General features: G+C 52.9%; 24 protein-coding genes and 1 tRNA gene. 12 read left to right on the top strand and 13 right to left on the bottom strand.

Annotated elements, in window-relative coordinates; all coding sequences use genetic code 11:
* Positions 1 to 53: 53 nt before the first annotated feature.
* The 3 genes from F454_RS0105340 to F454_RS0105310 form a co-directional block, all read right to left on the bottom strand.
* A complete protein-coding gene (locus F454_RS0105340) occupies positions 54 to 773 on the bottom strand; it encodes a hypothetical protein (protein WP_156817147.1) in 720 nt (239 codons plus the stop codon).
* Positions 774 to 1,378: 605 nt separating this feature from the next.
* Positions 1,379 to 3,004 (bottom strand): DUF1318 domain-containing protein, encoded by a 1,626-nt coding sequence (locus F454_RS14265; protein WP_018969596.1) that lies wholly within the window; start codon positions 3,002 to 3,004, stop codon positions 1,379 to 1,381.
* Positions 3,005 to 3,102: 98 nt separating this feature from the next.
* Entirely contained in the window at positions 3,103 to 4,362 is a 1,260-nt protein-coding gene (locus F454_RS0105310; protein ID WP_018969595.1) for a hypothetical protein, read from the bottom strand.
* Between the two features lie 175 nt (positions 4,363 to 4,537).
* On the opposite strand from F454_RS0105310, the gene F454_RS14260 reads away from it, so the two are divergent.
* From F454_RS14260 to F454_RS0105290, 4 genes are all read left to right on the top strand, one after another.
* The gene (locus F454_RS14260; RefSeq protein WP_018969594.1) at positions 4,538 to 4,867 is read left to right on the top strand and encodes a hypothetical protein; all 330 of its coding nucleotides are present in this window, start codon (positions 4,538 to 4,540) and stop codon (positions 4,865 to 4,867) included.
* Between the two features lie 136 nt (positions 4,868 to 5,003).
* Positions 5,004 to 6,089: a peroxiredoxin family protein gene (locus tag F454_RS14255; protein WP_018969593.1), complete on the top strand. Its 1,086-nt coding sequence runs from the start codon at positions 5,004 to 5,006 to the stop codon at positions 6,087 to 6,089.
* A gap of 70 nt (positions 6,090 to 6,159) precedes the next feature.
* Positions 6,160 to 6,247: transfer RNA gene (locus tag F454_RS0105295), tRNA-Leu, on the top strand.
* A 143-nt stretch (positions 6,248 to 6,390) separates the two neighbouring features.
* Positions 6,391 to 6,819, top strand: coding sequence for a hypothetical protein (locus F454_RS0105290; RefSeq protein WP_156817146.1), 429 nt, complete (start codon positions 6,391 to 6,393; stop codon positions 6,817 to 6,819).
* Between the two features lie 154 nt (positions 6,820 to 6,973).
* Here F454_RS0105290 and rnhA read toward each other — a convergent pair whose 3' ends face one another.
* Positions 6,974 to 7,465: a ribonuclease HI gene (gene rnhA, locus F454_RS0105285; RefSeq protein ID WP_026292728.1), complete on the bottom strand. Its 492-nt coding sequence runs from the start codon at positions 7,463 to 7,465 to the stop codon at positions 6,974 to 6,976.
* Between the two features lie 59 nt (positions 7,466 to 7,524).
* Between rnhA and trmD the strand changes: the two genes are divergently transcribed.
* The gene (gene trmD, locus F454_RS0105280) at positions 7,525 to 8,202 is read left to right on the top strand and encodes a tRNA (guanosine(37)-N1)-methyltransferase TrmD (protein ID WP_018969590.1); all 678 of its coding nucleotides are present in this window, start codon (positions 7,525 to 7,527) and stop codon (positions 8,200 to 8,202) included.
* A 91-nt stretch (positions 8,203 to 8,293) separates the two neighbouring features.
* On the opposite strand, the gene F454_RS0105275 is transcribed toward trmD, so the two are convergent.
* Entirely contained in the window at positions 8,294 to 9,670 is a 1,377-nt protein-coding gene (locus F454_RS0105275; protein ID WP_018969589.1) for a hypothetical protein, read from the bottom strand.
* Positions 9,671 to 9,816: 146 nt separating this feature from the next.
* Between F454_RS0105275 and F454_RS0105270 the strand changes: the two genes are divergently transcribed.
* Positions 9,817 to 12,276, top strand: coding sequence for a U32 family peptidase (locus F454_RS0105270; protein ID WP_018969588.1), 2,460 nt, complete (start codon positions 9,817 to 9,819; stop codon positions 12,274 to 12,276).
* Positions 12,277 to 13,036: 760 nt separating this feature from the next.
* Here F454_RS0105270 and F454_RS0105265 read toward each other — a convergent pair.
* Complete coding sequence (locus F454_RS0105265; RefSeq protein ID WP_156817145.1) at positions 13,037 to 13,885, bottom strand: hypothetical protein; 849 nt, start codon at positions 13,883 to 13,885, stop codon at positions 13,037 to 13,039.
* Positions 13,886 to 14,405: 520 nt separating this feature from the next.
* Here F454_RS0105265 and F454_RS0105255 point away from each other — a divergent pair.
* The 5 genes from F454_RS0105255 to F454_RS0105235 all read left to right on the top strand — a co-directional run bounded on the left by F454_RS0105255 (position 14,406) and on the right by F454_RS0105235 (position 18,156).
* Entirely contained in the window at positions 14,406 to 14,891 is a 486-nt protein-coding gene (locus F454_RS0105255; protein WP_018969585.1) for a hypothetical protein, read from the top strand.
* A 262-nt stretch (positions 14,892 to 15,153) separates the two neighbouring features.
* Positions 15,154 to 15,741, top strand: coding sequence for a DUF1287 domain-containing protein (locus F454_RS0105250; RefSeq protein WP_018969584.1), 588 nt, complete (start codon positions 15,154 to 15,156; stop codon positions 15,739 to 15,741).
* A gap of 39 nt (positions 15,742 to 15,780) precedes the next feature.
* Positions 15,781 to 16,668: a hypothetical protein gene (locus tag F454_RS15595; RefSeq protein ID WP_018969583.1), complete on the top strand. Its 888-nt coding sequence runs from the start codon at positions 15,781 to 15,783 to the stop codon at positions 16,666 to 16,668.
* A gap of 447 nt (positions 16,669 to 17,115) precedes the next feature.
* The gene (truA, locus tag F454_RS0105240) at positions 17,116 to 17,871 is read left to right on the top strand and encodes a tRNA pseudouridine(38-40) synthase TruA (RefSeq protein ID WP_018969582.1); all 756 of its coding nucleotides are present in this window, start codon (positions 17,116 to 17,118) and stop codon (positions 17,869 to 17,871) included.
* Between the two features lie 12 nt (positions 17,872 to 17,883).
* Positions 17,884 to 18,156, top strand: a complete 273-nt coding sequence (locus tag F454_RS0105235) for a hypothetical protein (RefSeq protein ID WP_018969581.1) — start codon at positions 17,884 to 17,886, stop codon at positions 18,154 to 18,156.
* A 26-nt stretch (positions 18,157 to 18,182) separates the two neighbouring features.
* Here F454_RS0105235 and F454_RS0105230 read toward each other — a convergent pair whose 3' ends face one another.
* Positions 18,183 to 18,602 (bottom strand): metal-dependent transcriptional regulator, encoded by a 420-nt coding sequence (locus F454_RS0105230; protein WP_026292726.1) that lies wholly within the window; start codon positions 18,600 to 18,602, stop codon positions 18,183 to 18,185.
* A gap of 122 nt (positions 18,603 to 18,724) precedes the next feature.
* On the opposite strand from F454_RS0105230, the gene F454_RS0105225 reads away from it, so the two are divergent.
* On the top strand, positions 18,725 to 20,857 hold the full coding sequence (locus F454_RS0105225; RefSeq protein ID WP_083912897.1) for a TonB-dependent receptor plug domain-containing protein: 2,133 nt from the start codon (positions 18,725 to 18,727) through the stop codon (positions 20,855 to 20,857).
* A gap of 106 nt (positions 20,858 to 20,963) precedes the next feature.
* Here F454_RS0105225 and F454_RS0105220 read toward each other — a convergent pair whose 3' ends face one another.
* From F454_RS0105220 to F454_RS0105195, 6 genes are read right to left on the bottom strand one after another with little or no spacing between them, the layout of a single operon-like run.
* Entirely contained in the window at positions 20,964 to 22,343 is a 1,380-nt protein-coding gene (locus F454_RS0105220) for a tetratricopeptide repeat protein (protein WP_018969578.1), read from the bottom strand.
* Positions 22,340 to 23,032, bottom strand: coding sequence for a hypothetical protein (locus tag F454_RS0105215; protein WP_018969577.1), 693 nt, complete (start codon positions 23,030 to 23,032; stop codon positions 22,340 to 22,342). Before F454_RS0105215 ends, F454_RS0105220 begins: the two co-directional genes overlap by 4 nt.
* 10 nt (positions 23,033 to 23,042) lie before the next feature.
* The gene (locus tag F454_RS0105210) at positions 23,043 to 23,450 is read right to left on the bottom strand and encodes an ExbD/TolR family protein (RefSeq protein WP_018969576.1); all 408 of its coding nucleotides are present in this window, start codon (positions 23,448 to 23,450) and stop codon (positions 23,043 to 23,045) included.
* On the bottom strand, positions 23,443 to 23,997 hold the full coding sequence (locus F454_RS15590) for a MotA/TolQ/ExbB proton channel family protein (RefSeq protein ID WP_018969575.1): 555 nt from the start codon (positions 23,995 to 23,997) through the stop codon (positions 23,443 to 23,445). Before F454_RS15590 ends, F454_RS0105210 begins: the two co-directional genes overlap by 8 nt.
* A 3-nt stretch (positions 23,998 to 24,000) precedes the next feature.
* The gene (locus F454_RS0105200; RefSeq protein ID WP_018969574.1) at positions 24,001 to 25,308 is read right to left on the bottom strand and encodes a MotA/TolQ/ExbB proton channel family protein; all 1,308 of its coding nucleotides are present in this window, start codon (positions 25,306 to 25,308) and stop codon (positions 24,001 to 24,003) included.
* Positions 25,305 to 26,081 (bottom strand): DUF3450 family protein, encoded by a 777-nt coding sequence (locus F454_RS0105195; RefSeq protein WP_018969573.1) that lies wholly within the window; start codon positions 26,079 to 26,081, stop codon positions 25,305 to 25,307. Before F454_RS0105195 ends, F454_RS0105200 begins: the two co-directional genes overlap by 4 nt.
* Positions 26,082 to 26,109: the final 28 nt, after the last annotated feature.

The following is a 26,109-nucleotide window of genomic DNA, read 5'->3' as shown; positions in this document are numbered from 1 at the left end:
AAGGATCAGGCACTTTGTCGATACTCAGTCCTATCCAATTCCAACTCAGCCCCTCAGAGCAATGTGCTCTTTGAGCGCCTCAGCAGCACCCCTAGCCCAGCAATCCAGAACATCGCTGCAGCTGAAGGCTCTGGAATCGCCACCACATCCTCCGTACTGCTGATCACAAAATTGTAGGACGCTAGACGATAACCATTGTTCAAATCATTGGTAGGATCTCCCGGGTCGAGGTTCTCAGCATAACCCACCTCTATCGTTTGCTGTAGTGTCGAAAAATAGATGCTATCTCCTGTAAGATTCGCATCCCCCACCGTCTCCCCCGTACCAGCTCCATCACCATCGTAAAACGCATGACGGTCATTGTTATCATAACCGCGAAAGCTCAGCCCCTCAAAACCATCAAATGCAATGTTGTAGCCACCAGCGACACTGATAGACTGCACAGAGACCAACATCCTCTCATCAGTCGCACTGATGGAAGCTCGATTATCACCACGGTAGCCAAAACTCCCATTGCTGTTACTTCGCGTGATGCGTCCATTGAGCCCCACTGGCTCCACACGGATCACCACCGTCACAGGATCAGGAATTCCATCATCATTAAAATCGAGATCTTCAATCACATAAGTCATGTCACGAGCACGTCCATTTGCTAGATCCACCCGCGCATTCGATACAGACAATGTCCCCAAACTTGATGTCCCGCCAATAGCATTCGCTTCACTCAATGTGATCGTGGTGGCTGCTGTAGCCACGCCACATAGTGATAGCATGATTGTGGGTATGTACTTTCCTAGTTGCAAAATTGGGGGATAGCAAAATGATCGAAGTAAAGAAAAATCATGCCATTGTTAGGCAAGTAAAGTCAAGACTCTAAAACATTGATAACAAACAACTTCTCCTCGAGATCTACAGAAATAGTCAAAACATTTTTAAATAACAGCCTCTCCAGCACAACGGCAATAGTAAGCTCTATGCCAGTAAACAAAGGTCGATCCTCTGTCCCACCCTCAATCACAAGAGATCAATGAAAGCTCATAGCCTTCACTGGAAGCGCCACTGGTTTGCACAACCCCTTCTTAGAATTACAAACACGTGCACACTTCTTGCAGGCATAACGTGGTTCATCCGTCCATTCTCCTAATGTCTCGAGATGCTTCAAGATGTCCTTAGACCCCCACTTACACAATGTCTTCACTTTTCCCATCACAACCATTAATTCCCAATTGATACTGAATCTCAATAACATCTATACTGATCTTAGTAAACTAACATTTCAAGAATTAGATAAATCCATGACAGAATTGAAAAAATAAGGGCAAGCAAGTTGGAGACTTGCCTGCCCTTATGAATAGGATTGGAATGGTTTAGCGTTTGCTTAGTTACGTTTGATCCAGACCTCGACGCGGCGGTTCTTCGAACGTCCAGCATCGCTGTCATTGTCCGCCACTGGCATCGACTCGCCAAAGCCAGTTGCTACCACACTCTGCACCCCTTTGGCTTGGAGAAGGTTTTTAATCACATTTGCGCGGCGCTCGGAGAGACGCAAGTTGGATGATTTTTCGCCCACACTGTCAGCAAAGCCAGCCAAGATCACGGTGTAATTTTCGCGACCTGCATTCGCCAGGTAGCTCGCAATACGATCAAGGTTATTGATGGAGTTTACGTCTGGGTTGTTGGAACCAAACATGAAGCGGATGTTGGCCTGCGTATCGCGACGGTCAGCATCAGCAATGAGATCCTTATAGCGCTGAGGTACTGCGGAGTCCATGAGAAGCTGCTTCTTGAGCTTGGCAGCGTTATTCGCATCCTGCTGGGTAGAGAGACCCTGACCAACAAGACCAACCTGATCCACCACTGCCTGCCCTTCGTTCGACATCGCGAATTTCACGAGATCGCGAGCCATGTCATTTGAGTCAATCGGCAAGTAGAAATACAAGAGACGTGCTAGTGGGTAATCCTGAGTCTTCACAGTCAAGCGAGTTGGCTGGAAACCACGTGTGCTAGCACTGGCCTTCACACCGACACCGCTCACTGAGGAATCAACATAGGCAAGGCCACAGAAGCCAATACCGCCACGATCACTCGCCACGTTACGTACCAAGAGGCCTGAGTCTTCGAAACGCTTCACTTGATCACTCCGAAGCTTCGCCTTCGTAGGCTTGAGCACGCGAGACTTGAAAGTATCCCAAGTACCAGATTGCTCATCACGAGCGTATACATTGACTGCTTGATCCGGGCCACCTAGCTCTTTCCAGTTTTTTACCTGTCCTGAAAATAGCGCCGCTACCTGCTGCACCGTGAGCTCTTGAATCGGGTTATTACGGTTCACAATAATCGCCACTCCATCTAGAGCGATGGGGAATTCACAAGCTGCAGAGCGAAGGTCACCCTTGCCGATATCACTCAGCTTCACCTGTTCTTTGTCTTTGATTTGGCGTGATGCCATCCCAATATCTGCAAAACCTTTGAACAGCCCAACATTCTTGGATGAAGTCGTTTCACCAAATGCGGTGCTAGAGCCGTGCGCCTTGATCTCAACAACGCTAATTTCTCGCTTGCCAAGTTGCTTGTAGCGAATCTTGGACTCCACGCCTTCTTTCTCCACAGAGATTTCAGAGTGTCCTAGTTTCGCTAGAAATGCTTTCACAATTTCAGGAGCCAAGCTCGCACCCACGGTGTTCGAGCCGTGAAGGCGAAGCGTCGTTACAAACTCAGGTGCTGAGGTGTCGACACCCATCCGTTGCGCAAACAACTTTGCCACATTTGCAGCACTGGTATTTTCCAATGTTGCGATAATCGCAAACATGCGCTGGCGGTCCTTGTTCTCCGCATGCACCACGGCCTTAGCAGCCAGTGGCATACTGTCCTTAAGTTTCAGAAGGCCATCCACCCCTTCGGAGGCTTCCTTCGTGGTCTTAAGGTAGTCGATCAGCGTCTCGCGCTTCTCGCGTTGGTCTTTCAAGCTTGCAAACTCTTCATTCAGAGTTGCGGCAGGAGCCATGCTCATCATAAGGGCCGATATCAACCCAATGAACCAAGCTATCTTCTTAGTAGTTTTCATCATTGTCTTTAGGGTATAGTTGGGGGGAATAGTTAAAATTAGTGCTTCATGGCATCGAGCAAGCTTTCCTGCTTGCCCTCATTGTGGATCATTGCTTCCAGGCTTGCCTTGTCAGTGGAGACTTTCTCTGGAGCTGTTTTTTCAGTCATCGCATCCATCAAGCTCTTCAGCTTAACTTCTGACTGAAGCACTTGCTCCTCAGATGTCGAAGTAGACGAAGTCAGCATCACATCCACCATGCTACTTTTTCCCCCTACTGCTTTGCCTGGCTTGCCAAGCATCTCTCCCATCAAATCATTCTCTTCACTTGGCTTAGCCTTCACCATCGCATCAAGGCTTAGCTTCGCTGGAGCGACAGGTGCCGACTCCACTTCAACCACCTTGACCACCTCGATTATTTTGGGCTGCTCTACCTTAGGCTGTGCCTTTTCTAACTGAGCCTCTACAAGCACCTCATCCTTCACCAGTGCCGGCTTCTCGACGACCTCTTGAACCTGCGTAGCGGCAGGCGCTTCGTTCAACATAGCTTGGCCCAAGGCAGTGCCAGTAGTATCAAGACTTGCAACCTCATCCTCAGATGAAGCACCGAACAACAACCAGCAAAGAGCCGCTATTCCCAATACCGTACACGCTGCAATACTGCCGATGATTGCAGACTTTGATGTGCTAGAGGACGTCTCATCCTGCTTCGCCCTATCACCCTTTTCTAACTCTGGTGTCTGCCCCACGAGCACCGTCGCAGTCCCGGGAGACATCGTAGTTGAAAGAATACTGCGCATATGGCCTAGTGGCACATCCATCAAGACACTGATCGCTCGCTCCAGTGATACCGCTCGGTGGTCTTCATTTTCATACCCCCAACGAATCACCAGCTTCTGCTCCCCCGAGCGATCGGTGTGGATCATGTAGCGATCTAACGATTCACGAGGATTAGGAACGCGAAAATTCAGCAAAATGGAAGACGCACGTGCTGGAACGCCCCCTTCCTGCACCTTGCGGCGCAGACGAATCCACCCTTCCATCAATCGCATCATCTCTGCACGAGGGATATCGTTGATATTCTTCGCTGGCTCTACCTCAGGAATAATATCCTCACCCGCCTTGTTCAAGACCTGGTAGCGTTTCTCACCATTACGTCCAGTCACAATCTCTGGGAACATCATGTTGAACGACTCTTTCAACACCCTCTGCACTTCCGTGCTGTCATAGCTCAATTGATGCTTCGGTGACTGCAATCCCGGTACTTGAACCGTCTTCCAAACCTTAGTATCAATGAGAGCATAGTCCTCTTTTTCCATACGAGCCAAAGCTATAGAGCATGACTTAAATTCTGGAACATCAGAAAAGTGACAACTGCGACACTAGCTACATATCACTCTATCACAGTCTAGCAATTGCCGACAAACTAGCTTGGGCTTGCATCCCAACAGACATCCATCTATAGCTGAACACGCATTTCAACCACAGAATTCCATGCCAGCATACATCTACAACATCATCCACGTCGTCGGTATCATCCTCATCTTCATGGGCTTCGCCTACGGCATGAAGCAATGGTCCAAAGGAGCCGCTATATCCCACGGCCTCGGGCTTGCACTCACATTGATCTCTGGATTTGCCATGGTAGGCGGCAAGTTCCCTATGTGGTTTTTTATTAAGCTCGCCATCTGGCTTGCACTTGGCGGTACTCTCACACTCGTCAAGCGCAAGAAGGTGACAGGCCTAGCAGCATGGATCATGCTCGTCACTCTCGGTGCAGCTGCCGCTTGGACTGTCTATCATGGCCGATTCATCATGAGCTAATTTCGCTCTAACATAAAAACCTCGTAGAACTCTCTATCTCTTCCAAGCGCGACCATTCAGGTCGCGTTTTTTTTGTCTACTGCACGCATGCCCAACAAGTACTTGTCAAGCCACCTCCCATTGCTACCTTGTGCCCATGAGACTGCGTATTCTTGCATTACTTTCACTCACACTCCTTCCCAAAATCACTCTGGCCAATGATGCCCAGACTGCGAAACAAATCGTTGTCGAACAGCGTGTGGAAGAACTCGAGTGGCGCCAAAAGATGCTAAAGGCCCAGACTCCACAAGAGAAGCTGAGCCTATTAGAAATCCGCCCTGACAATGAGGCCTATGGCAAGCGCATGGTGGCCGCTATTGCCAGCTCGTTAAACCAAGCGTGGTCGATGGAGTACATCATTTGGCTCTTGCGTCATCACCCGACACTGAGCGCCAAAGGAACCATCAATCTCACCAAATACATCGAGCAATACCACGCGGGCTCACCAGAGCTGGGCAAGTTCTGCCTCGCACTAGTCGATGCCGGAAATTCTGATCCACAAGCAACAGCCAGCAACCACTTGGTGCAAAAGAAAATTGCCTTCCTCGAGTCGATTGTCGATTCAGACAAGAGCAAGGTGGTACGCGGCCAAGCCAGCCTCGCGCTCTCAGGCATACTCGGACAACTTGGCGATTCCTCCTCGATCAACCGCCGCCGACTCGATCTCATCCGTGTATCCATCATCCATGCGGCAGATACAGACATTGATGGCATCCCGCTCGCCGATATTGCAAAAGAAGAGATTTACAAGATGACCAAACTCTCCAAAGGCGTCCAAGCCCCCATGCTCGTGGGCAAAGACAGCAATGGTCTCCCACTCAAACTCAGTAACTTTGCTGGCAAGGTCATCGTGCTCGTTTTCTGGAATAGCTGGGAACAAGCGCCAGACACCATCAAGTTCCTCAATAAACTCCATCAAACCTATCAAAGGCAGCCAGTACAGATTGTTGGAGTCAATCGCGACCAAGCCGCCACGCTACGCAAATTCCTCCAAGAAACCCCTGTCGCCGGAGTCCATTTCAGCGATCCTGAAGGCCAGCTGAGCTACCAGTACCGCATCCAAGCCACCCCGAGCTGCTACCTCATTGACCAACAGGGCTATATCCAATATTCGGGTCAACTCGGCAGCTTTGTCGACCTCACGGTCTCTGCGCTACTCGCCCCCAATCCAGAGAAAAAGTAACTTTTGCGCAAAGATTTTCTTGCCAAGCGCTGAGATCCGGCTACAACACCGCCACACCAAACAACACCTTGCTCGGGTGGCGGAATTGGTAGACGCGCTAGACTAAGGATCTAGTGGCCATTGCGGCCGTGGGGGTTCGATTCCCCCCTCGAGCACCATTCTTTCAAAAGGCTTTCAGTAACTCTGAAAGCCTTTGTTGTTTCTACCACTCAGACACCTCCAGAGAGGGGGGGATGAGAACCCGCTAGCATATTTCTTTTCCACAAAACTAGCTAACATGTATCCTCACTGGAATGCCATCATGTTTAAAATAATCCTTATCCTACTTCTCGCTGGCTTTGCTGCTGTCCTGTTCATGGATTTTTCAGACCCAACGCTCCCGACTTCACCAGAAAGTGTCTCGATCCCAGGTCGCTATATGATTGATGATCACCGCTTCGTCGAAGTACGCCAGCATGGCAAGGACTTCGTGTATTACGAGGGAAAACTCGATTCTCCAGCCATAGGCTCGCGCATGATCAACAACTCCAAGCACAAGCGTACCAGGCTAGACACGATCCAACTCGGCACCTCTTGGACCCTGTCACTCGTGCCTCCTGAAACAATTGTCATCACCACCAGCTCCAGCGGCACCTTGCGCCGACGCTTCGGCACCAGCAGTTCCCATGACTCCAAGCCTAAATCGCTGATCCGACGCTCCCCTAAAGCGCTCCCACTTCCCACTCATTGACCATGAGCCTGGTGGATCAGGACATTGATAATCAATTCCTCCAAAGCTCTATAGCCTCCTCCTCGAGGCCTCAGCCCCCTGAAAATCAAGGAATTCTCTATTTTAGTCTGACTAATTTTGAACCCCTTCAGCCAGCGTCAACGATGTGCGGGTGTTAAAGTAGACCTTGTTCATCATGATCTTCGATAAAGCCTGGATCAGGCTGGAGATTAGGTTTTTCGGTCTCGGCCACTGCCAGCTCGTCACATCGTTCATTCATCGGATTACCAGCATGGCCTTTGACCCATGTCCAAGTCATCTCGTGCGCAGACGCGGCTCGATCGAGCCGTTGCCAAAGTTCTGCATTCTTAAGTGGTTTCTTTGGTCCACGCGACCAGCCCTTCTTTTTCCAACCATGGATCCAGCCTTGTCGCATGGCATCGACCACATACTTGGAGTCAGAGACTAGCTGCACCGCGCAGGGTTGCTTGAGCGCTTCGAGGGCGACGATGGCAGCCATCAGCTCCATGCGGTTGTTGGTGGTCTTTGCAAAACCGCCGCTGAGTTCCTTTTGATGAGATCCGGCCTGAAGGACTGCAGCATAGCCACCTGGACCTGGATTGCCGCGCGACGAACCGTCGGTGTAGATGGTGACCTGATGTTTCATGTGCCAATCCATAGCCTCAACACTTGAATCTTCCAACAGGAAACTGCAGACTCCCGGGCATGCGCATCGACATCATCACGCTTTTCCCAGAAATTGCGGAAGCTCCACTCAGCGAGAGCATCATCAAGCGGGCTCGTGAGGCCGGGATTGTCGAGATCCAATGCCACAACCTCCGAGACTGGGCTACCGGAAAGCACCGCAAGACAGATGACTACCTCTGCGGCGGTGGGCAAGGGATGCTACTCAAGCCTGAGCCCATCTTTGCCTGCATTGAAGAACTTCGGATCCCTAGCACCAAGGTCATCCTCATGACCCCCCAAGGCACGCCCTTCAAGCAACAACACGCGCAAGCATTCGCCAGCGATGAGCACCTGATCATTCTCTGCGGTCACTACGAAGGCGTCGACCAACGGGTGATCGACAGCCTAGTGGACCTTGAGCTCTCGATTGGTGACTACATCCTCACCAATGGTGCCATCGCCGCAGCGGTGGTGGTAGATGCCATCGTACGCCTGCTACCTGGCGCCTTGGGTGATGAACGATCGCACCAAGAAGAATCATTCTCGCGTCCAGACCGGCTGGAAGCCCCCGCCTACACCAAGCCGAATTCCTTTCGTGACATGGATGTGCCCGCAGTACTCCTTTCTGGCAATCACAAGAAGATTGCTGAGTGGAAAGAACATCAGGCGCTGGAGCGCACCCGCAACAACCGCCCTGACCTGCTCGGCGAGGCCTAAGATACTCGGACCCGCGCAGGCCGCCTCGCTGAGGGGGAGAAGCGCAGCTCATTCTGAGCCGCTGACCGACGCTGCTACATCCAGCAGAGCCTTATTCGAAGCCTAGCAGCTTGATGAACTCAGTATTGCCATCATAAGGACGCAGCACCTCAGCATCACCCTCATATTTCGGATGATACTTGCTGAAGGACTCGCGTGATGAAAATTGATAGAGATCCTCGCTAGCGAAGTACTTTCCAGTCTTTGTCTCTTTCAATAGGAAGAGCGGCTGTGTGCCTTGCTTCGGCCAAGCATACAGTTTGAGCTCTCCGGAGCGATTCTCTGAATCCACCTGCACCGCCACCTGAGGAGCGTCGTCAAAGCTACTCACTTGGTAGCTAGCCATCGGCACCAAGTCCGCCACTCGCTTCGAAATATTCTTCAACTGGTCCACCACCACATAGACTTTCACCCGCAGCGTCTCTTGCTTCTTCACCGGCACTAATGGATTCACCACCGACACAAAATAATCGCGAGGATTGAGCTTATTGCCGGCATAGCCCCAGCGATAGCGTACCTTGGCCGCTGTGTGGTTGGCCCTGCTGTTGCCGAAGACCAAAGCAATGCCCCAGGCCTCGGGATCATTTTTGGTAAAAAAGCCACTCCAGCCACCAGTCAGGTGCGCACTCTTGATTCCTTTCCCAGCGAAGGGAATGAACTCGGTGGGCGCGTAGCTCCCATCTGGCGTAGAAAGGATGTGTACCGGGAGGTTGCTATGCCTCACCCCGCCCCACGGAGTATTGAAATAATTCAACACATCATCCCCAAAGTTATGGATCGCATAGTTCAATTCGATCGTTCCATCCTTCAGCGTGTTGAAGCGCGTGTAATACAATGCTCCAGACTTGTAGATGGTTGGGACGTGCGCGTGCTGCCCCCAGTTCAGAATAGCGTAGGAGGAATCACAAGAACTCTCTGCTAACACAGGATTGTAAAATGTCTCCTCAAGCTTCGGGTCACGCTTGTAAACCCCCGAGCCATGAATGAAATAAGCGAGAGGGCGCTTCCTCACCTTCCCCTCTCGCACCAGGGTGCGATCGTTCTTACTGGTGCAAATCGACACCAACTGCCAGACCTCATCATTCCACTCAGATCCCTTGTGAATCTGAGGCGGCATCGCCTCCCCAAATGGACCTACAAAGGAATAGATCTGACCGCCCTTACCCACGCGCAACTGCCAGCCAGTTTCCTTGTCCCCCCAGCGGATTTCATGTTGGAATACCTTCTTCTCTTCAAGGCCTGGCGCCCATTCTGATCCATTATCAGTACACTCAGAGCTATGCACCACCATGCCGCCAGACTCCACAGGCATGAAGGAAAAGAGTGCGTCATCGTCAGCCCCTACCGTGGCCAAGTTTGCCGCTGCTAGCATAGCGGTAAGAGCTACTCGCCCACCCACCTTGATCATTGAGCCTGCATGAAGTGTCATGCTGGAATCATACGAAATGAGGAGCTCACATCTATCAACATCAGGCATACTCACAATACGCCCTGCCCAGATTCCCAGACATTCCCTTTTATTTTCTTGGAATTGTCCTACATTCATAGCACGCAGCTACTAGCATCATTTAAACCATGGAAATCGACCGCACACCCGAACTACTCTCACCCGCAGGCAACTGGGACTGCGCACGCGCCGCTGTGGCCAATGGCGCCGACGCCATTTTCTTCGGTCTATCCAAGTTCAATGCGCGACTGCGTGCTGACAACTTCACGGATGCAGACCTTCCCGAGCTTATGGACTTCCTACACGCCCATGGCGTGAAAGGCTTCGTCACCATGAACACCCTCATTTTCACCGAGGAATTAGCAGCTGCGGAAGAACAACTTCGTCTGCTCGAGCGCTGCGGAGTCGACGCCATCATCGTCCAAGACCTCGGCCTCGCAAAGCTCTGCCGCAGGGTCGCTCCCTCGGTCGAAATCCACGCCTCCACCCAGATGACGATCACCTCACCCGAGGGACTTGAGTTCATCGATTCTATCTACAAGCTCGAACGCGCCGTACTCTCGCGCGAGCTCTCCCTCACCGAGATCAACAAGTTCAAACCCAGCGAGTGCGTCCCACTCGAGGTCTTTGTCCACGGCGCACTCTGCGTTGCCTACTCTGGCCAATGCCTCACCTCCGAATCGCTGGGCCAACGCTCCGCCAACCGTGGCGAGTGCGCCCAAGCCTGCCGCATGCCCTACGAGCTCGTCGTCGATGGCGAAACCGTCGACATGGGCGAGAAGCGCTACTTGCTCTCACCCCAAGACCTAGCCGCCGTCGACCTGATCCCAGACCTCGTCAAGCAAGGGGTCGTTTCCTACAAAATCGAGGGACGACTCAAGACCCCAGAATACGTAGCCGCCGTCACCCGCGTCTACCGCAAGGCGATCGACGACGCCGTGGCTGAGCGCGCAAGCACCATCACCGACCGCGATCGCTACGCCATGGAAATGACCTTCTCGCGCGGCCTCACCACCGGCTGGCTTGCCGGCACCAATCACCCCTACCTCACCCACGGTAAGTTCGGCAAAAAGCGCGGCGTCCGCGTCGGCACCGTCGAGAACTGCGGCTCTGGCTGGATCATTTTCAACCAAGAAGGCGAGCACGGCCTCAAGGCCGGAGACGGTATTGTCTTCGACGCAGGCGAGAACCGAAACCTCGAACAAGGCTCACGCATCTGGGCAGTTGAAGGCAACACCCTCAAATTCCACGTCAAACATTGTGGCATCAATTGGGACCGCATCAAACCCGGCATCGTCATCTACAAAACAGACGACCCCAAGCTCAACTCCGAAGTCAAAGCATTGTGGAAAAATGCCAAGCTCGAACCACTCCGCGATGGACTCCACATCACCGTCACAGGCACCCTGGACTCCCCACTCACACTCAGCTGTAATGGCATTTCTGTGAGCTCTAGCGAAAAACTAGAAGCCGCGCAAAACCGCCCACTCAGCACCGAGACCCTCGCCAAACAACTCGGCAGACTCGGCCAGACAGCCTACGAACTCGGCAGCGTCGACAACCAACTCGAAGGCGAACTCATTCTCCCCGTCTCCGCCCTCAATCGCCTACGCCGTGCCCTCGTGGAAAAGCTCGACGTCGCCGCTGCTGCCGCCACACCGGCTGAGAAGCCAGTCGCCAGCGGCACCCTCGCCGACATCATGCCGGCCACTCCGAGCGAACCAATCGAACGCGCTGCCGAACTCTCAGTTCTGACCCGCCACCCACACCAAATCGAGGCCGCTCTCGAGGCTGGCATCAACCGGATCTACGCCGACTTCGAAGACATCCGTCGCTACAAGGAAGCCGTCGAAATCGTCCGCGCTGCCGGTGGCAACGCCAGCATCCACCTCGCCACCCCGAGGATCCAAAAACCCAACGAAACCGGCTACTTCAAATTCATCGACCGTTCCGAACCCGATGGCGTGCTCATCCGTAACCTCGGCGCCGTCAACTACTTCGCCGAGCGCGATGGCCTCTACCGCACCGGCGACTTCTCGCTCAACTGCGCCAACCCAGCCACCGCAAAAATTCTCAAGGAACACGCCGCCTTCGACCACCTCACCCTTTCCTACGATCTCAACATCCAACAACTGCTAGACATGCTGCGCAAGGCCCCTAGCGATTGGTTCGAGCTCACCCTACACCAGCACATGCCGATGTTTCATATGGAGCACTGCGTGTACTGCACCTTCATGTCCGAAGGCACCAGCTACAAAGACTGCGGCCGCCCCTGCGAAAAACACCAAGTCCAGCTGCGCGACCGCGTCGGCCAGCTCCACACCCTCATGGCAGACGTCGGCTGCCGCAACACCCTCTTCAATGGCCGCGCCCAAACCGGCGCCCGCTTCTACGATGAGGTCCGCGCCACCGGCCTCAGCCGCTACCGCATCGACTTCCTCAACGAGGACAAAGTCGCCACACTCCTCACCCTCCAAGCCTACCAACAACTCGTAGACAAACGCACCGACGGCCACCTCCTCTGGCAAGACCTCGGCGCCATGGAAAAACTCGGGGTTACTGAAGGAACGCTGGAAGTAAAAGCGTAGAAGTGAAATCTGAAAAGTGCCCCACCCACCGCTAGAGCACACTGCATCTGCTCTCTGAAAACTGAACTCTGAAAACTCCAGCCGCATGCTGAGCACCCCAAGCCCCAAAGGGGCGACCTATGCCACCGTGTCCTGCGAAGCTTTAGCGAAGTTGGAGCCTAGGGTCAGGCGAAGCCGCAGCCCTAGGTGTCAGAAAAAACATGAGCCCAGCCATGTAGGGGCGGTAGATAAGGTTCATGTATCATTACAGACACTCCTAACCAAGAACGAGCTTCGCTGAATAAGTTAAAGGTTTAGTTATCTTCATCTGGCAATGCACAGCGTGTTAGGGGAGGCTAATGCAAATTGTTCTACTCAAATGAGGTTATGGAAAACCTCTGGTTGGATATTCTACACTATGGTCAAGCTTAACCGAACCATGTGACCAAAATAGATGAACTATATAGCCATCCTGCACTCTTAAATTGATCATTACTAGCTTAGGCTCTTTTGAAAGTTCTGGACTTCGGTATGACACTACCTGTTTTTCTTGGGTTAAATTGTGTAACTAAATGGATCTATCCAGCCAAATATCCGTAAAGGGTATATTCCATCGCCTAATATCTGAAGCCATATACACCTCACCAATGTCACATTCACATTTGGATGAATGTTTTGATTCACTCGAAGTAAACGTAAAATAAGCAAAATTAATTAGTATCACCACAAGTGCTGATATGATGATTTTTGTATGATGTTCCACAGTCTAGATGATTGGTCATTATGATAATAACTCTTCAACCAATTCAATAGCTGCAACCTCCTCAGGGCGGAGTTTCTTGCCCACCCCTAGAAACCCTCCTTTAGGTTGAGCTATTTTTGAAGCTAGGTCCTTCAAAAAATCTATGTAATCTTCGCCACTTACTTCTACAAAATTTGATATAATCAACTCTCTGACCGCGGGCAATTCTAGCCTAGGGTTCATTTCTCTATCATTGACTAACTTGAGGTATTCCGAAGAATTTTGGATAGATTGTTCAATACATGCCACCACGAAGGGATTATCAGAATCTAGGCCATCTTTCAAAATTGAAGTAAAGGCTTTCATCTCATCTTTCTCAATAATCCCATCTGCTCCAGCAACTTTTTGAAATACAACATAAGGCGCTTTCAACAGGGGCTGAATGAGTTCTACAAAATCTTGCCTTGAATGATCAGAGTTTTTTATTCGAAGGGGAACCTGCCCAGTTAACTTAATATTTCCAAGCTCTTCATAGCCATTTTCCTCAGAATATTGTTGAACTAACATGATACCTTTACCGGAAATTCTACACCCCGCTTCGACAATAATCGAATCGCGCCTGATACCATCGAATGTCGTGTATCCATCTCGGGCTATAGCATAAGCAACTATGCTATCCGAAACCTTATCTATCTCGGCTTGAGCTAATTTAGAGACTTGATCTGGTTCTGCCACAAATCTGTTAATACTTATTTCTCCGTCATTCGTTAAGAAAAGTGCCATAGGTACCAGCTGCCCTAATCCCTCTTTTATTATTTCAGACGACTGATCTATAGCCTTGCCAGCTATACCCATTCCAACCTCGGACAAATATTCACCACTACTCATTGATTTATTTATTTTAATACAAAAATTATCCTAATTCACAGATTTACTACATGAATCATTTAACCTCACATATGTCTTAAAGGATATTTTAGACACTCCCTTTCACAGCATCCAATAGATTCCACGCTTAATTTAACAGAAAACTCGTTAGGGATACAAACATGTCATTGCCATTCAAACGGTCAAGTTTTAATAGCTCAGCACTTACATTCCTTCTGCCCTCCATACGAAGATAAGAGGTACAATAACCATCATAGAACATCGCGACATGAGAAATATATGCAATTAAGACTTTATTCCCACCCTCCAAGCCTACCAACAACTCATCCAAAAACGCACCGACGGCCACCTCCTCTGGCAAGACCTCGGTGCCATGGAAAAACTAGGCGTCACCGAAGGAACGCTGGAAGTGAAAAGTTAGAAGTGAGATCTGAAAAGTGATCTATCAACCCAGGGTTGATAGATTGGTTTTATCTGTTAGGTATTAGATGATTACGAAATCAAGTAGCCTAAGCCTCTCATGGAATTCACCGCCCCATTTACGAAGAAGAAGTACTTCCTAATTTTTACCCCCTTAATGATTGGCGGGGTTATAGTTGGCACATTTGGTTTGGATATTTTACGGGACGAAGTAAGCTCAGAATCAATTTCACATTATCTACTTCCTGCGGTGGTTGCTCCCGCTGTTGCTTCTTTGTTGATTTATAAGAGCGTGAACTGCTACACGATCAGTGTGAAGGACAGCATACTAACAGGTCCGAAATCACAATCCTTCTATTGCGATATAGATTGCATCGACCTTACCCTGCCCTTCACCCTTAAACGGCCATTCCTCAAATTCCTTTCACACCCCGTGATCACGGTGAAGCAAGGAGAACATCAGGTCGTTCTCGATCAATGGAAAATGTCCAAAGAAGACTTTCGTATTCTTGAGTCATTGCTACAGGAAACCCAGGGTGCCCAAGTGAAAGTAAAAAATCAGAAGTTAAATCTGAAAAGTGATTGATCCACCGCCACAGGCGCACACTGATTCTGAAAACTGAACTCTGTAAACTCCAGCCACTGGCTGCTGCTCCCAAAGCCCCAAAGGGGCGCCCCATACAAGCCTAGGGTCAGGCGAAGCCGCAACCCTAGGTTTCAGACAACAAGTAAATCCAGCCCTGTAGGGGCAGTAGATAGGAATAACACATAAAACCTAACACCTTCAGTCAACAGCTAGCCCAACATTTTCTTCCCTAATAGCAGACATTGCGATAGCAATTGTAACGATGAAATTTTCTCTAACTGTTATCCTACAACTAGGCTTGGTGGGCATGGCGTTCTGCAATGAATTTGCACAAAAGTTGTCAGAGGCTGCGATTGAGCGTACCGAGCACACGGTACGTTACGATGGATCTTATCATTCCATCCCCTACCCGAATGGTGACGTCCCATCGCACCTTGGCGTCTGCACCGACGTGATCATCCGCTCCTACAGAACCCTGGGCTTTGATCTGCAGAAGTTGGTTCATGAAGATATGAAAGCCAACTTCTCCGCCTATCCCTCGAAACGCATTTGGGGACTCAAGCGCACCGACCGCAACATTGACCACCGCAGAGTCCCCAATCTCCAAACATTCTTCACACGCCACGGTAAAAAACTTCCTGTGAGCCAAAAGGCTAGCGATTACAAAGCTGGAGACCTCGTGACTTGGATGCTCCCAGGGAACCTTCCTCACATTGGGATTGTGAGCCACAAGAAAGCTCGCAGCGGACGTCCATACATCGTGCATAACATTGGCTCAGGTCCCGTGTTAGATGACATACTCTTCGACTACAAAATCACAGGTCATTACCACTACGCGCCAGAGCAATAAAGAACCACATATCCCATCTCCTGTCGTACTTTTCACCCAATGTCTGAACAACGCGCTACTGAAGACCTTCCTTTAGAATGGACCACGCCCAGAAAGACTGCTCACCTGCACATTCTGCGAGCACACGCTGCACCTATCGCGGTAATCATTCGCCGCAAGCCGTCGAAATGTTACCACATCATTGAGTGGAACACTGAGACGGATGAACTTAAGTTCGGCTCGTGGTTCAATGGTAGGATTTATGCCGAACGCTGTGACCTATCATGGGACGGAAAGTGGATGGTCTATCTGGCTATGGGCAACAAGGGCCAAACATGGAATGGTATTTGTGAGCCACCAAAACTGACTACTGTCGTCGACGTGCCCAATCACGGCACCTACGCAGGGGGCGGTTATTTCCCATCTAACCAGAAACTCATCTCGAATGACGCTTGGGTAAATGACGAGTCCCTCAGCGATTACTCGAAGTCTTACGAATTTCCCTTTTCCATAGAACGCATGGAGTCAGGCGGCGCGGTCTTCCCTATACTAGACTTCCGCCTTGAGCGCGATGGCTGGCAACGCCAAGGCGAAATGACAGAAGATCGTGTGATCTATCTGAAACATAGCCCCTATTCCACCATCAGTGATGATGATCCTGGCTGGGCATGGCAACCTACCTCTAAGCATCCCACATTGCGGATGTTTTACCGTGGGTATTTGGTGGGAGGCTATACCTTTGAATTTCAGCTGGACGGACACGAGATACTCGGACCCGACGTGACCTGGGCCACATGGGACTTTAAAGGTGACTTGTTGGTCGCTCGAAAGGGTAGAATTGAACGCTACACGCTCGATGCATTAAAAACAGGCACGCCAATCTTCAGCCACAATCTCGAAGACCTTAGCCTCCCAACACATGGAAAAAACTCGACATTTAATTCGTAAGAGCGCTTTGCGGATTGCAAAGATCACGCTAGATCTCTCACTCTCTACGACACCCTCCGGGCTCGGATATTATTCTCATGACGCTTCCCTTGGTCTCCGCTAGCTTCGACCAAGGGCTAGCCTCTGGGACTACTCCGTAGTCGTTATTTCCACATCGATTCGAACGATTTCTGCGACCTTTTGTGCTTTTTTGCGGCGATGGATATCTCAACGTTATCTGGTGAACCTCCCACCCAGTACTGTGTCCTGCATAGCTATAGCTAAGCAAAGATGCCGCGCCACACGCGGCAAGCGGTGGCAAGCCACCGCACTCCGAAAAGTCTTATCCATGTTCTAACCCGGGTTTGAGGCTCCACACTTTACCTCCCAGCCCAAGGCTGGGCTGGACTTTTTGCTTTATCCTTTCACTTTTTCCCTCCTAACTAGCGTCAAGAACCACTCACGATTTTGCGCTTAAAACTCACCATTGCATACGACGGACGACCCTACTCTGGCTGGGCGATCCAGCCCAATGCCACCACGATCCAAGGCTTGATCAACCGTGCGCTGAGTGCGGTGGCGAAGGTAGACATCGCCATGCAAGGCGCGGGCCGTACAGACACCGGCGTGCACGCTGAGGCGCAGGTGGGGCACTTCGATGCCCCCGAGCACTTGCAGATGAATCCCTACAACTGGGTGCCTGCACTCAATACCAAGCTTCCTGCCACCATTCGAGTATGCGACTGTGAAGAAGTCCCTGCCGACTTCCACGCGCGCTTTTCAGCCAAGTCGAAGACCTACGAATACTTTCTAGCCACCTCACCAATATTGCACCCGATGATGGCTGGGCGCGCCTGGCACCTTCCACGACAACTCAGCCCCGACGATTTGGCATTGGCCCTGGGCCACTACCTTGGCACCCACGACTTCGAAGCCTTTGGCGCGCTGCGTGGCAACGAGACTGACACCACGAACTTCACCCGCACCATCACCGAAGCGAGCCTCACGGCTCAAGACGGAGGCTACCTCCTGCGCTACACTGGCGATGGTTTTCTCTACAAAATGGTGCGCCTACTCACGGGGGCTGCGGTCCATGTCGCACAAGGCCGCCTGCGCCCCGACGACCACCTCGCCTTGCTTAACCAGGGTCAAGGTAAGGAACTGCGGCGCTCCCCCTACTGTGCGCCAGCAGCGGGGCTCACACTGCGCCAGGTCGATTACTAATTCTCTTACAAGATGAAAGCCATCATCACTGCCACCGCAGTCACCGTTCTCGGCCTCTTTGGCTACTATGCCTACCTGAAAGGCTCGGTAAGCAAGGCCACTGACTCGCTCATGTCACAGTCTGCCCAGGCAGCCGAAGGGCGAATAGAGGAACTCAAAGACATCGGCCAAAGCATCGGGAAAGATGCCAAAAAAGGATCGCAAGCACTCCAGCAAGACCTAGAGGATCGCCTCAAAGAGGGAGCCAAAAACGTCGACGACAGCCTCGAAGAACTGGCGCAATAACGCGCCTCAACAGAGGCTCGTCACACTTAGCCCTGTTGCTCGAGAAAACGCCGGATCGCCTCCAAGGTTTCCTCACTCAAATGGTGCTCAGCACCCTCGGCATCTGCGTCAGCTTGTGTGTCGCTCACACCCAGGGCCTCAAAAAAGCGCTTGAGTAAGGCGTGCTTTTCGATCGCCCGCTCAGCCACCTGCCTACCTTCATTGGTCAGACTGATCTCCTTCGACTTGGTACCCGAAATCAATCCCTGCTCCTGCAGCCGCTGCAGGGTCCGAATCACCGTCACGTGCGACACTCCAAACACCTTTTGTAAGGCACTAATCGTCACCGCACTGCCACCCTCCAAAATCTCATGGATCGCCTCCACATAGTCCTGCGCAAGTTCTGAAGAATGCTGCTGGCGCACTCGTTCATGGATCGCTGCTCGGTGCTTGGACTCATCACTCATCCCAAGCATCTTCCCTGTTACTCCATGCTTGACAAGGTTAAAACGTAGCCCATGCTACACAAACAATGTAGCTCGTGCTACAGTAGCTCAAGCTACATAAACCAACCGATTACCAACAAGGCATGAATCAACCAAGCATAGGCGCGCCGCAACGAGCGGGCCTCCCCCACAGCGTGGCACTTTGGGCAACAGCACTAGGAATGTGTACCAGCGCATCACTCTGGGCTCAGGACACAGGCAGTCCGTTTGACACCTTAGAGACCACGGTAGTGACTGGCTCTCAGGTAGCCGAGCCGCTGCGCGACACCCCGGTACGCACCGAAGTCATCGACGCAGCATTGCTCCAACAGACAGGCACACGCACGCTGGCAGAGGCCGTGGAGTTCTCACCCGGGGTGCGCATCGACACCGCCTGCTCGAACTGCAACCAACAGTCGATCCAAATGCTGGGATTGCCACAACAATACATCGGCTTGCTCTTTGATGGCATGCCTAGTTTTTCCACGCTTGCCGGCGTCTACGGCATCGAACAGATCCCAGCTGGCACAATCGGGCAGATCGAGATCGTCAAGGGAGGCGGCTCGGTACTCTATGGGCCAGGAGCTGTCGCTGGCGTCATCAATCTCGTGCCACGTGAGCCTGAGGAATCCGGTGGCCGCATCGAGGCACGCCTGCAGGGCAGCCAGGGTGATAGCTTTGGCCAAGCACCTGGCGGGAACCTTTTTGGCCTGTACGATTATGTGAGTGATGACGAGAAAGTGAAGGCGACATTCTATGGCGGATTTGACCGTGTCCAACCGCTCGACTTGAATGGCGACGGGTTCACCGATGTGTCCATGCGTAACCTTGCGACGGCCGGCTTCCGCACCCTCTGGCGTCCGGCCGAAGATCACACCCTTAGCATCGACTTTTCCTACTCTGATGAAGAGCGCCGCGGTGGCGATACCGGCGACGCCTTCGAGCGCGCACCTAATGAGTCACAAATCGCAGAGGAGATCATGTCGCAGCGCCTGACCAACACAATCAAATGGCAGGCCGATTGGAATGCGCAATGGAGCACGCGCTTCGCCTATGCGTACTCGCACACCAAGCGCGATTCCTATTACGGTGGCACGGTGGCTCTGGGTACGGACTCAGCGCTAGGCTTCGGCAACACCAAGGATGACCTCCACTTCCTGGATGCACTCGCTAGCTACCAGCTAAGCGACCAACATCGTTTCACCTTTGGGTCGAACTTCAAGTCTGAGAATATCGTAGACAACCAAGGCTCCGTAAACCGCAACCTTGACCAAACATTTGAAAACCTAGGCATCTACGCTCAGCACCGCTGGAAACCTCAAGAGCTCTGGACGCTTGAATACGGACTCCGCGGCGACTTCAACTCCGAGATCAACGACCCCATCTTCTCCCCGCGCGCCGCCATCCTATGGTCGCCAGAAGACGACTTGCGCATCCGTGGCGCAGTCTCCACCGGGTTCCGAGCCCCTGAAGTGTTCGACGAAGACCTCCACATCGAGAGTGTCGGTGGCGATCTCCGCACCACCTTCAACGACCCCAATCTCAAAGAAGAAAGCTCGGTCACTATCTCCCTATCGCCCGAGTGGCAGGTCAACGAACACTTGCGCCTCGAAATGAATGCCTTCCACACCTGGCTCGACGACACCTTTGTGGTGCAGCCCAATGACGACCCCAGCACCCCGGGCGTGATCGAGGAAATCCGCACCAATGGTGAGGGCTCCAAAGTCTACGGGGCGGAGTTCAACCTAGGCTACTTCACCGACTTCTGGAGCCTGGAGCTCTCGTGGGTGCAGCAACGCCTAGAGTACGACAGCCCACAGCTGGTGCTCGGCGATCCTGACGACACCATCGACAATGCCATTTTCTCCAACACCTACGTACGCACGCCTGAGTCGCTGGGTCTCCTGCGCTTCAACCACGATGGCAAGTGGGTCGATTCCTTCATCACTGGCAAGCTCACCGGCCCGATGGACATCCCACGCGTCGTCTCCAACCCCGGCACTGGCGACCTCGAAGGGAACCGCCTAGAGCGCAGCCCTTGGTTCTTCAATGTCGATATCGGCGTGTCGCGAGATTTCCTCGTAGGCGATGGTGAATTGACTACGACACTCGGCATCAAAAACCTCTTCGACGACTACCAGAGCGACCTCGAGAGTGGGGCCTTCAGGGATGCCAGCTACATCTATGGGCCGGCATTCCCACGCACCTTCTTTGGCAGCCTCAACTACAGCTTCTAAGCGCGCCTCTGCCCTAGACTCAATAAACTCAAAGCCTCGCAAATACCGCATCTTATGCTGCGGTATTTTTTTGCACATTTGGGTGAGTTTGGCCTGGCAGGCTAGACTATTGCAGCCCCACGACCCGGCGCAGCTCGTCAATATACTTCGCCTGCTCCTCAGTCGCTTTCATCGCTTGGGCAGCTTCGTACTTTCCGAGCGCACGCTTGTAGCGCTTTTGCTGCACCAACAGGCCTCCATGAGAAAGTAAGGCGTGGTAGCGCGATGACTCCAGCTGCTCCGCACGCTCATAGAGCACCTCTGCCGCAGCAGCATGCCCCAGTGACACTTGGAGCTTCGCAGTCAGTAATATCAGCTCGCCATCGAGCGGCTTGCTTTTCAATAAACCATCCAGTAAGGGCAGCGCCTCTGGCATGCCAAGCTGCGCCATGCAAAACGCGCGATAGCGAGTCATCTGCTGACCTTGGCTCTCAGCTAGGGCATCGAAGCGCCCAGCCACGTGATCCAGCGCATCGAGCGCATACTGCCACTCACCGAGCACCACCACGGCCCCAATGACCTGAAGCAGCGCATGGGCGTCGGCAGCCTGGGTCTTTGCTTCGCTTGACTGAAAATTTTCCAACACTGCAGCGATGTGAGGCTTTGCCATCCTAAAGTCACCCTCACCCGCATAGAGTTGGGCCAAGAGGCTACGATCCGCGAGGCTGAGTCGCTCTTGGCGTAGCAGGAGCTCCAGCATCGCAATCGCTTTCGCGTGTTGCTCGTCTTCCAGTAAGGCATGCACATACAGCTGAGCATAGCCGAGCTCCTGTGGGGCCTCCTTGTACACCTCCTCGATCATTGCCAAGCCTTCGGAGAGCTTGTCCATCGCCATCAGGCACTGCGCCACTCCTGCCTTCCAAGAGATGTTGTTGGGCTCAGTCAGTTGGGCCAATTGATACGCTTGGAATGCGGAGCCGTAGTTCTCTGCCTCGAGATGACAATAGCCCAACACCCCGAGTGTGCTCGCGCTCATGTCCCCCAGCTCCACCGCCTTGAGCAGGCTCTGCATCGCCAGTGCTTGCTGATCGAGCCGCATCAAGGTCAAGCCGAGGTTCTTGTGGGCACGGCGAAAGGATGGGTAGCGTTTTAAGGCATGTTGATAGGCGGCGCGCGCCTGCTCAAAGTCACCTTCTTCAAAGTATAGGCTCGCGAGATTGAATTGCAACGCAGCCGACCCATTGCTCAATGGGCTGGCCTGAATCGTCTGAATCGCGGCAGTCCGAGCGCCCTTGGCCATCTGGCTCTGCACCTGCTGCAGCACCACCTTTTCCTCGCTCGTGATGTACGGTTCAATCCGAGCGTTGGTGCGGTAGGACCCATTGAATGCCTTCACAAACTCCGCGGACTTCCAGTACGACTGAGACAATGGCATGGCTTCGGGCTGCGCCATGAGACCGAGCGGGATTGCTGTGAGGAGGCTGGTGAATAAAATATGCTGTTTCATCTCTTCTGAAAGCTGTTGGGCCAATGAAAGACGACCTTGCCTACGGGCTTGCCATCTTTTTTCGGTACGGTGAATCGTGTGGTTTTGACGTAGTCTGAGAGCATCGAACGAAACCGTTCATCATCCAGCGACACAACCTTGAGCAATGTCGCGCGCCCGCTTTGGTTGAGCTCGATGCGCAGCACCGCATTCACACTGCCACTGCGCACGCCGCGAGGCCAGCGTAGGATACCCTTGCGCAGAACGCGGGGTTTCGCATCCAAGTCGCCCAGCCCCACATCGCGCTTGACCTTGCCGATCTTCAGCTTCGGCTTCGTTGGTTTAGGCTCGGGGGTGGCACGCTTTTCAACAATCAACGGAGCTGGCGCACGCTCAGTCGAAAAGAGGTCGGTCTGGGCATCAATCGTAATCTGCACCTCCACAGTAGGCAGGCTGACTGCCGTGGGGTCTGCTGATGGCACAAGCTCGTCAAAGCTCGGTGGCGGTGGCGGCGGCACATCCTCCAGCGGCTCTGGTTCATGGAGCTCCTCGATCTCCTTCTCAGCTGGTGGCTCGTAGATGGCGAGCTCGATTTCTTGGATTTCAGCGAGATCTTCATCCGGCATGTAGCGAATCACTCGGGTCACGGCGAGACCGATGACCAATACGATCACGAACAGGTTGCTGATGATGAGGGCCTTCCAATTCATAGGACTCGATTCACTTGGCGACGGCTGAAAATACTTGCTTGGCACCGGCAAGCTTCGCCGCATCGGTGACCTTCATGATCACCCCATGCTTGGCATGACGATCCCCCTGAATCACCACTGGCATCTCCGGGTTGTCTGCCAACATGAAAGAAACCACCGACTGCACGCCATCGACTCCAATATTCTTGCCCGCATAAAACACCTCGCTCTCCGCCGTGATCCCCAGGATCACCACCTCTTGATCCACCTTCTGCGCGGTGCTCGCTTGTGGTTTCTGAATCTCCACCCCGGGGTCCTCCACAAAGACCGTAGTGACCACAAAGAAAATCAGTAAGATAAAAACGATGTCGATCAGTGGCGACATGTTGATCTCGCTGGCTTGGGCACCTCCGGCTGAGCTGATGGATCGTCTACGCATGCCGTGCTCCCTTCAATTGCATCCATCTCACCTGGCGCGACTGGCATTGCTCCAGCATGTCATGCACGCGCTTGAGCCTGAGCTTCAACAACGCAAAGGCAAAGACTGCTGGCAGCGCAATCAATAGGCCAGCCTGCGTGGTGATCATCGCCTCAGAGATACCCGCCGCGATCTTCTCCATCGGCTTGCCCCCATCGCTACTCGCCATACTCGAAAAAGTCACCAACATCCCAGAAACTGTGCCGAGCAGTCCAGCCAAGGTACAGACCCCCACCATCACCCCAATCACCGGCATCCGGCGATCCAACCACGCGAGATTCTGCAGCTTAAACACTTCAAAAAAGCGGAACACATCTTCTTCGTCACGCTGCCCCACCATCGGCGAATCCATGGCACCGAGCTCCCGCTCGATCGGCCGCAGAGCAAACCAAGTTGACAGGATAATATGATACATCCAAGCACCCACTAGCAAGATCCCCACAAAGACGATGCCACCTTGCTGGAGGATGCTCAATAGCTCGCGGTAGATGATGAAAAACCAATTCATTGCCTACTTCTTCAGTCCATTGGTAAAGGTGAGACTCAATCGCTCAGAGGTCTGAACAATCCCCGAACTGCGGCGTGAAAGCATCGTGTGCAACACCAGTGCTGGGATCGCCACCACCAAGCCAAACAAAGTAGTCGTCAGCGCCTCAGAGATCCCCCCAGCCATCGGCTTCACATCACCCGTGCCCGTCACAGTGATCACATTGAACATGCGAATCATTCCTGACACCGTACCGAGCAGCCCCAGCAAGGGAGCCGCTGCCGCCGTCACAGCAATGAATGGGAGCCAACGCTGCATCGCATTCTGCACCCCGATCATTTGCTCAAAAATCACTTCGTCCACGACTTCTGCGCCGTGCTCCACAAAGCTCAGCGACTTGGCAATCACCTCACCCACCGGGTGCTGGGTGCCAGCGCAGATCTCAGCAGCGCGTTCGAGCTCTTGGCCCTTCACCGCCTGCAGTAGTGAGCCGATCCATGCGGCATCAGGTTCTTTCATGCGCCGAAGCTCAAGGAACTTGAAGACACCACAAATCAAGGAAATCACTGCAATAGCGATGATTGGCCAAATCCACACCCCGCCCTTCTCAAAGAGCCTGAGTGGGTCATCCTGGATCTTAGCAATCATGCGCGCCTTTCCCCCAGTGAGGTCGAGCATCATCTGAGCTTCCCTACCAGCAAAGAGCGCCTCTAACGCAGCACGATCTACGGCGGTATCCAGGTTGCCATATTGCTTACCACTGAGGTACTGAACCACCCCAGACTCTTGCTTGTCAGCACTCTGGAACCACGCCAAAGGACCAAAGCTATAGGTCTTACCCTGCACCAGATCGCCCTCGCCATTCACCACCTTGCTGTCACTTAGCTCACCACCAACCTTTGACTCTATCACGTCCAGAGCTGCCCCCAGCAACGCCACCTGTGATGGCGAGGCACTGTCCGCTCCAGACTCTGGAAGTTCCTGTCGCGAGCGCAGCCAGAACTGCACCGAAAAATCTTTCAGCGTGCTCTCGATGGAATCAAAATCGCGCTCGAATGCCTGAGCCTCACGCTTTACGGAAAACTTCAAGTCATCGCGTCCTTTGCGCCCGAGCTCGATCAACTTGAGCTCCTCGCGAGCCTCGCCTAAGGCAACCTCCAGTTGAGCCAATTCCTCTGCCAGCGCGATGTTCTTTTCACGTTCCGCCGCACGGAAGCCACCGAGCTTTTCTTGCGATTGCTTCAGGTCATCGCGTAGGTCGCTGAGCTCGAGCGCGGGTGCCACGCCTAGCGTGCTCGCCACCGCAATGGTTCGTATCAATCCTCTGATCATTTTGTGATTTGCACTGGAAGTTTCACCAAATCTGGGCGGGCATTCTTCTTAAAGATCGCCATCGCACGCTTCGCCTCAGACGCCAGTCCCTCATCCACCTGCCATTGCCAGCCTGCAGCACTCACCGTTCCCCGCCCCGCAAGTCCGCCACTCACGAAGTACGCACCCCCGAAGCCCAAATAAAGGATCTCAAGTTGCTTCTCCTGGCCCTTGATCTCATGAAACTCCTCTGCATAGCTGATTGATTGGTCGAACTTTGCGAGCTTCTGCAAGTACGTGCTGCATGCCACGATCTTATCCTTCAAGGCCGCATCGGCATCACCAAGGCGCGCATACTCAGTCTCAAGCTGCTGCTTCAGCAGCTCGGGAAGCAGCGGCTGCATCGCCTCGATCCGCTGGATCTGCTGCACCAAGGCATCCTGCATGTCCTGGCGCTTGCTCTTTGCCTGCCTCACAAACTCTTGATCCCTGCGCAGCGACTCCATATCCTGCGTGTGTGCCGATCCAGCTGCCTCAACCTGCTTGCGAATCGCATCCAATTCCACACGATAAAGTGCCTTAAGCCGCTCCTCCTCCACGCGCCTTGCCTGAAGCTCCAGCATCTCCTCAGACAACTGGCGCTCATTGGCCACGCGTTCCTCTACCAGCTTCAGAGCCAGCAGCGGTTGCTCCAGCGTCTCACCCAAGGCCTCAGACCCTGCTCCGTCGGCCGCCATCACCGCCACCATCGGCACTAGCGCCGCTATTCTTAATCCTTTTAGAACCATCATCATCTCGTTCTCTCACCTAATCCAATACGCC

The sequence above is a fragment of the Rubritalea marina DSM 17716 genome, assembly GCF_000378105.1.
GTDB classification, from domain to species: Bacteria; Verrucomicrobiota; Verrucomicrobiia; order Verrucomicrobiales; family Akkermansiaceae; genus Rubritalea; species Rubritalea marina.
This window is presented reverse-complemented; position numbering and strand designations above follow the sequence as displayed.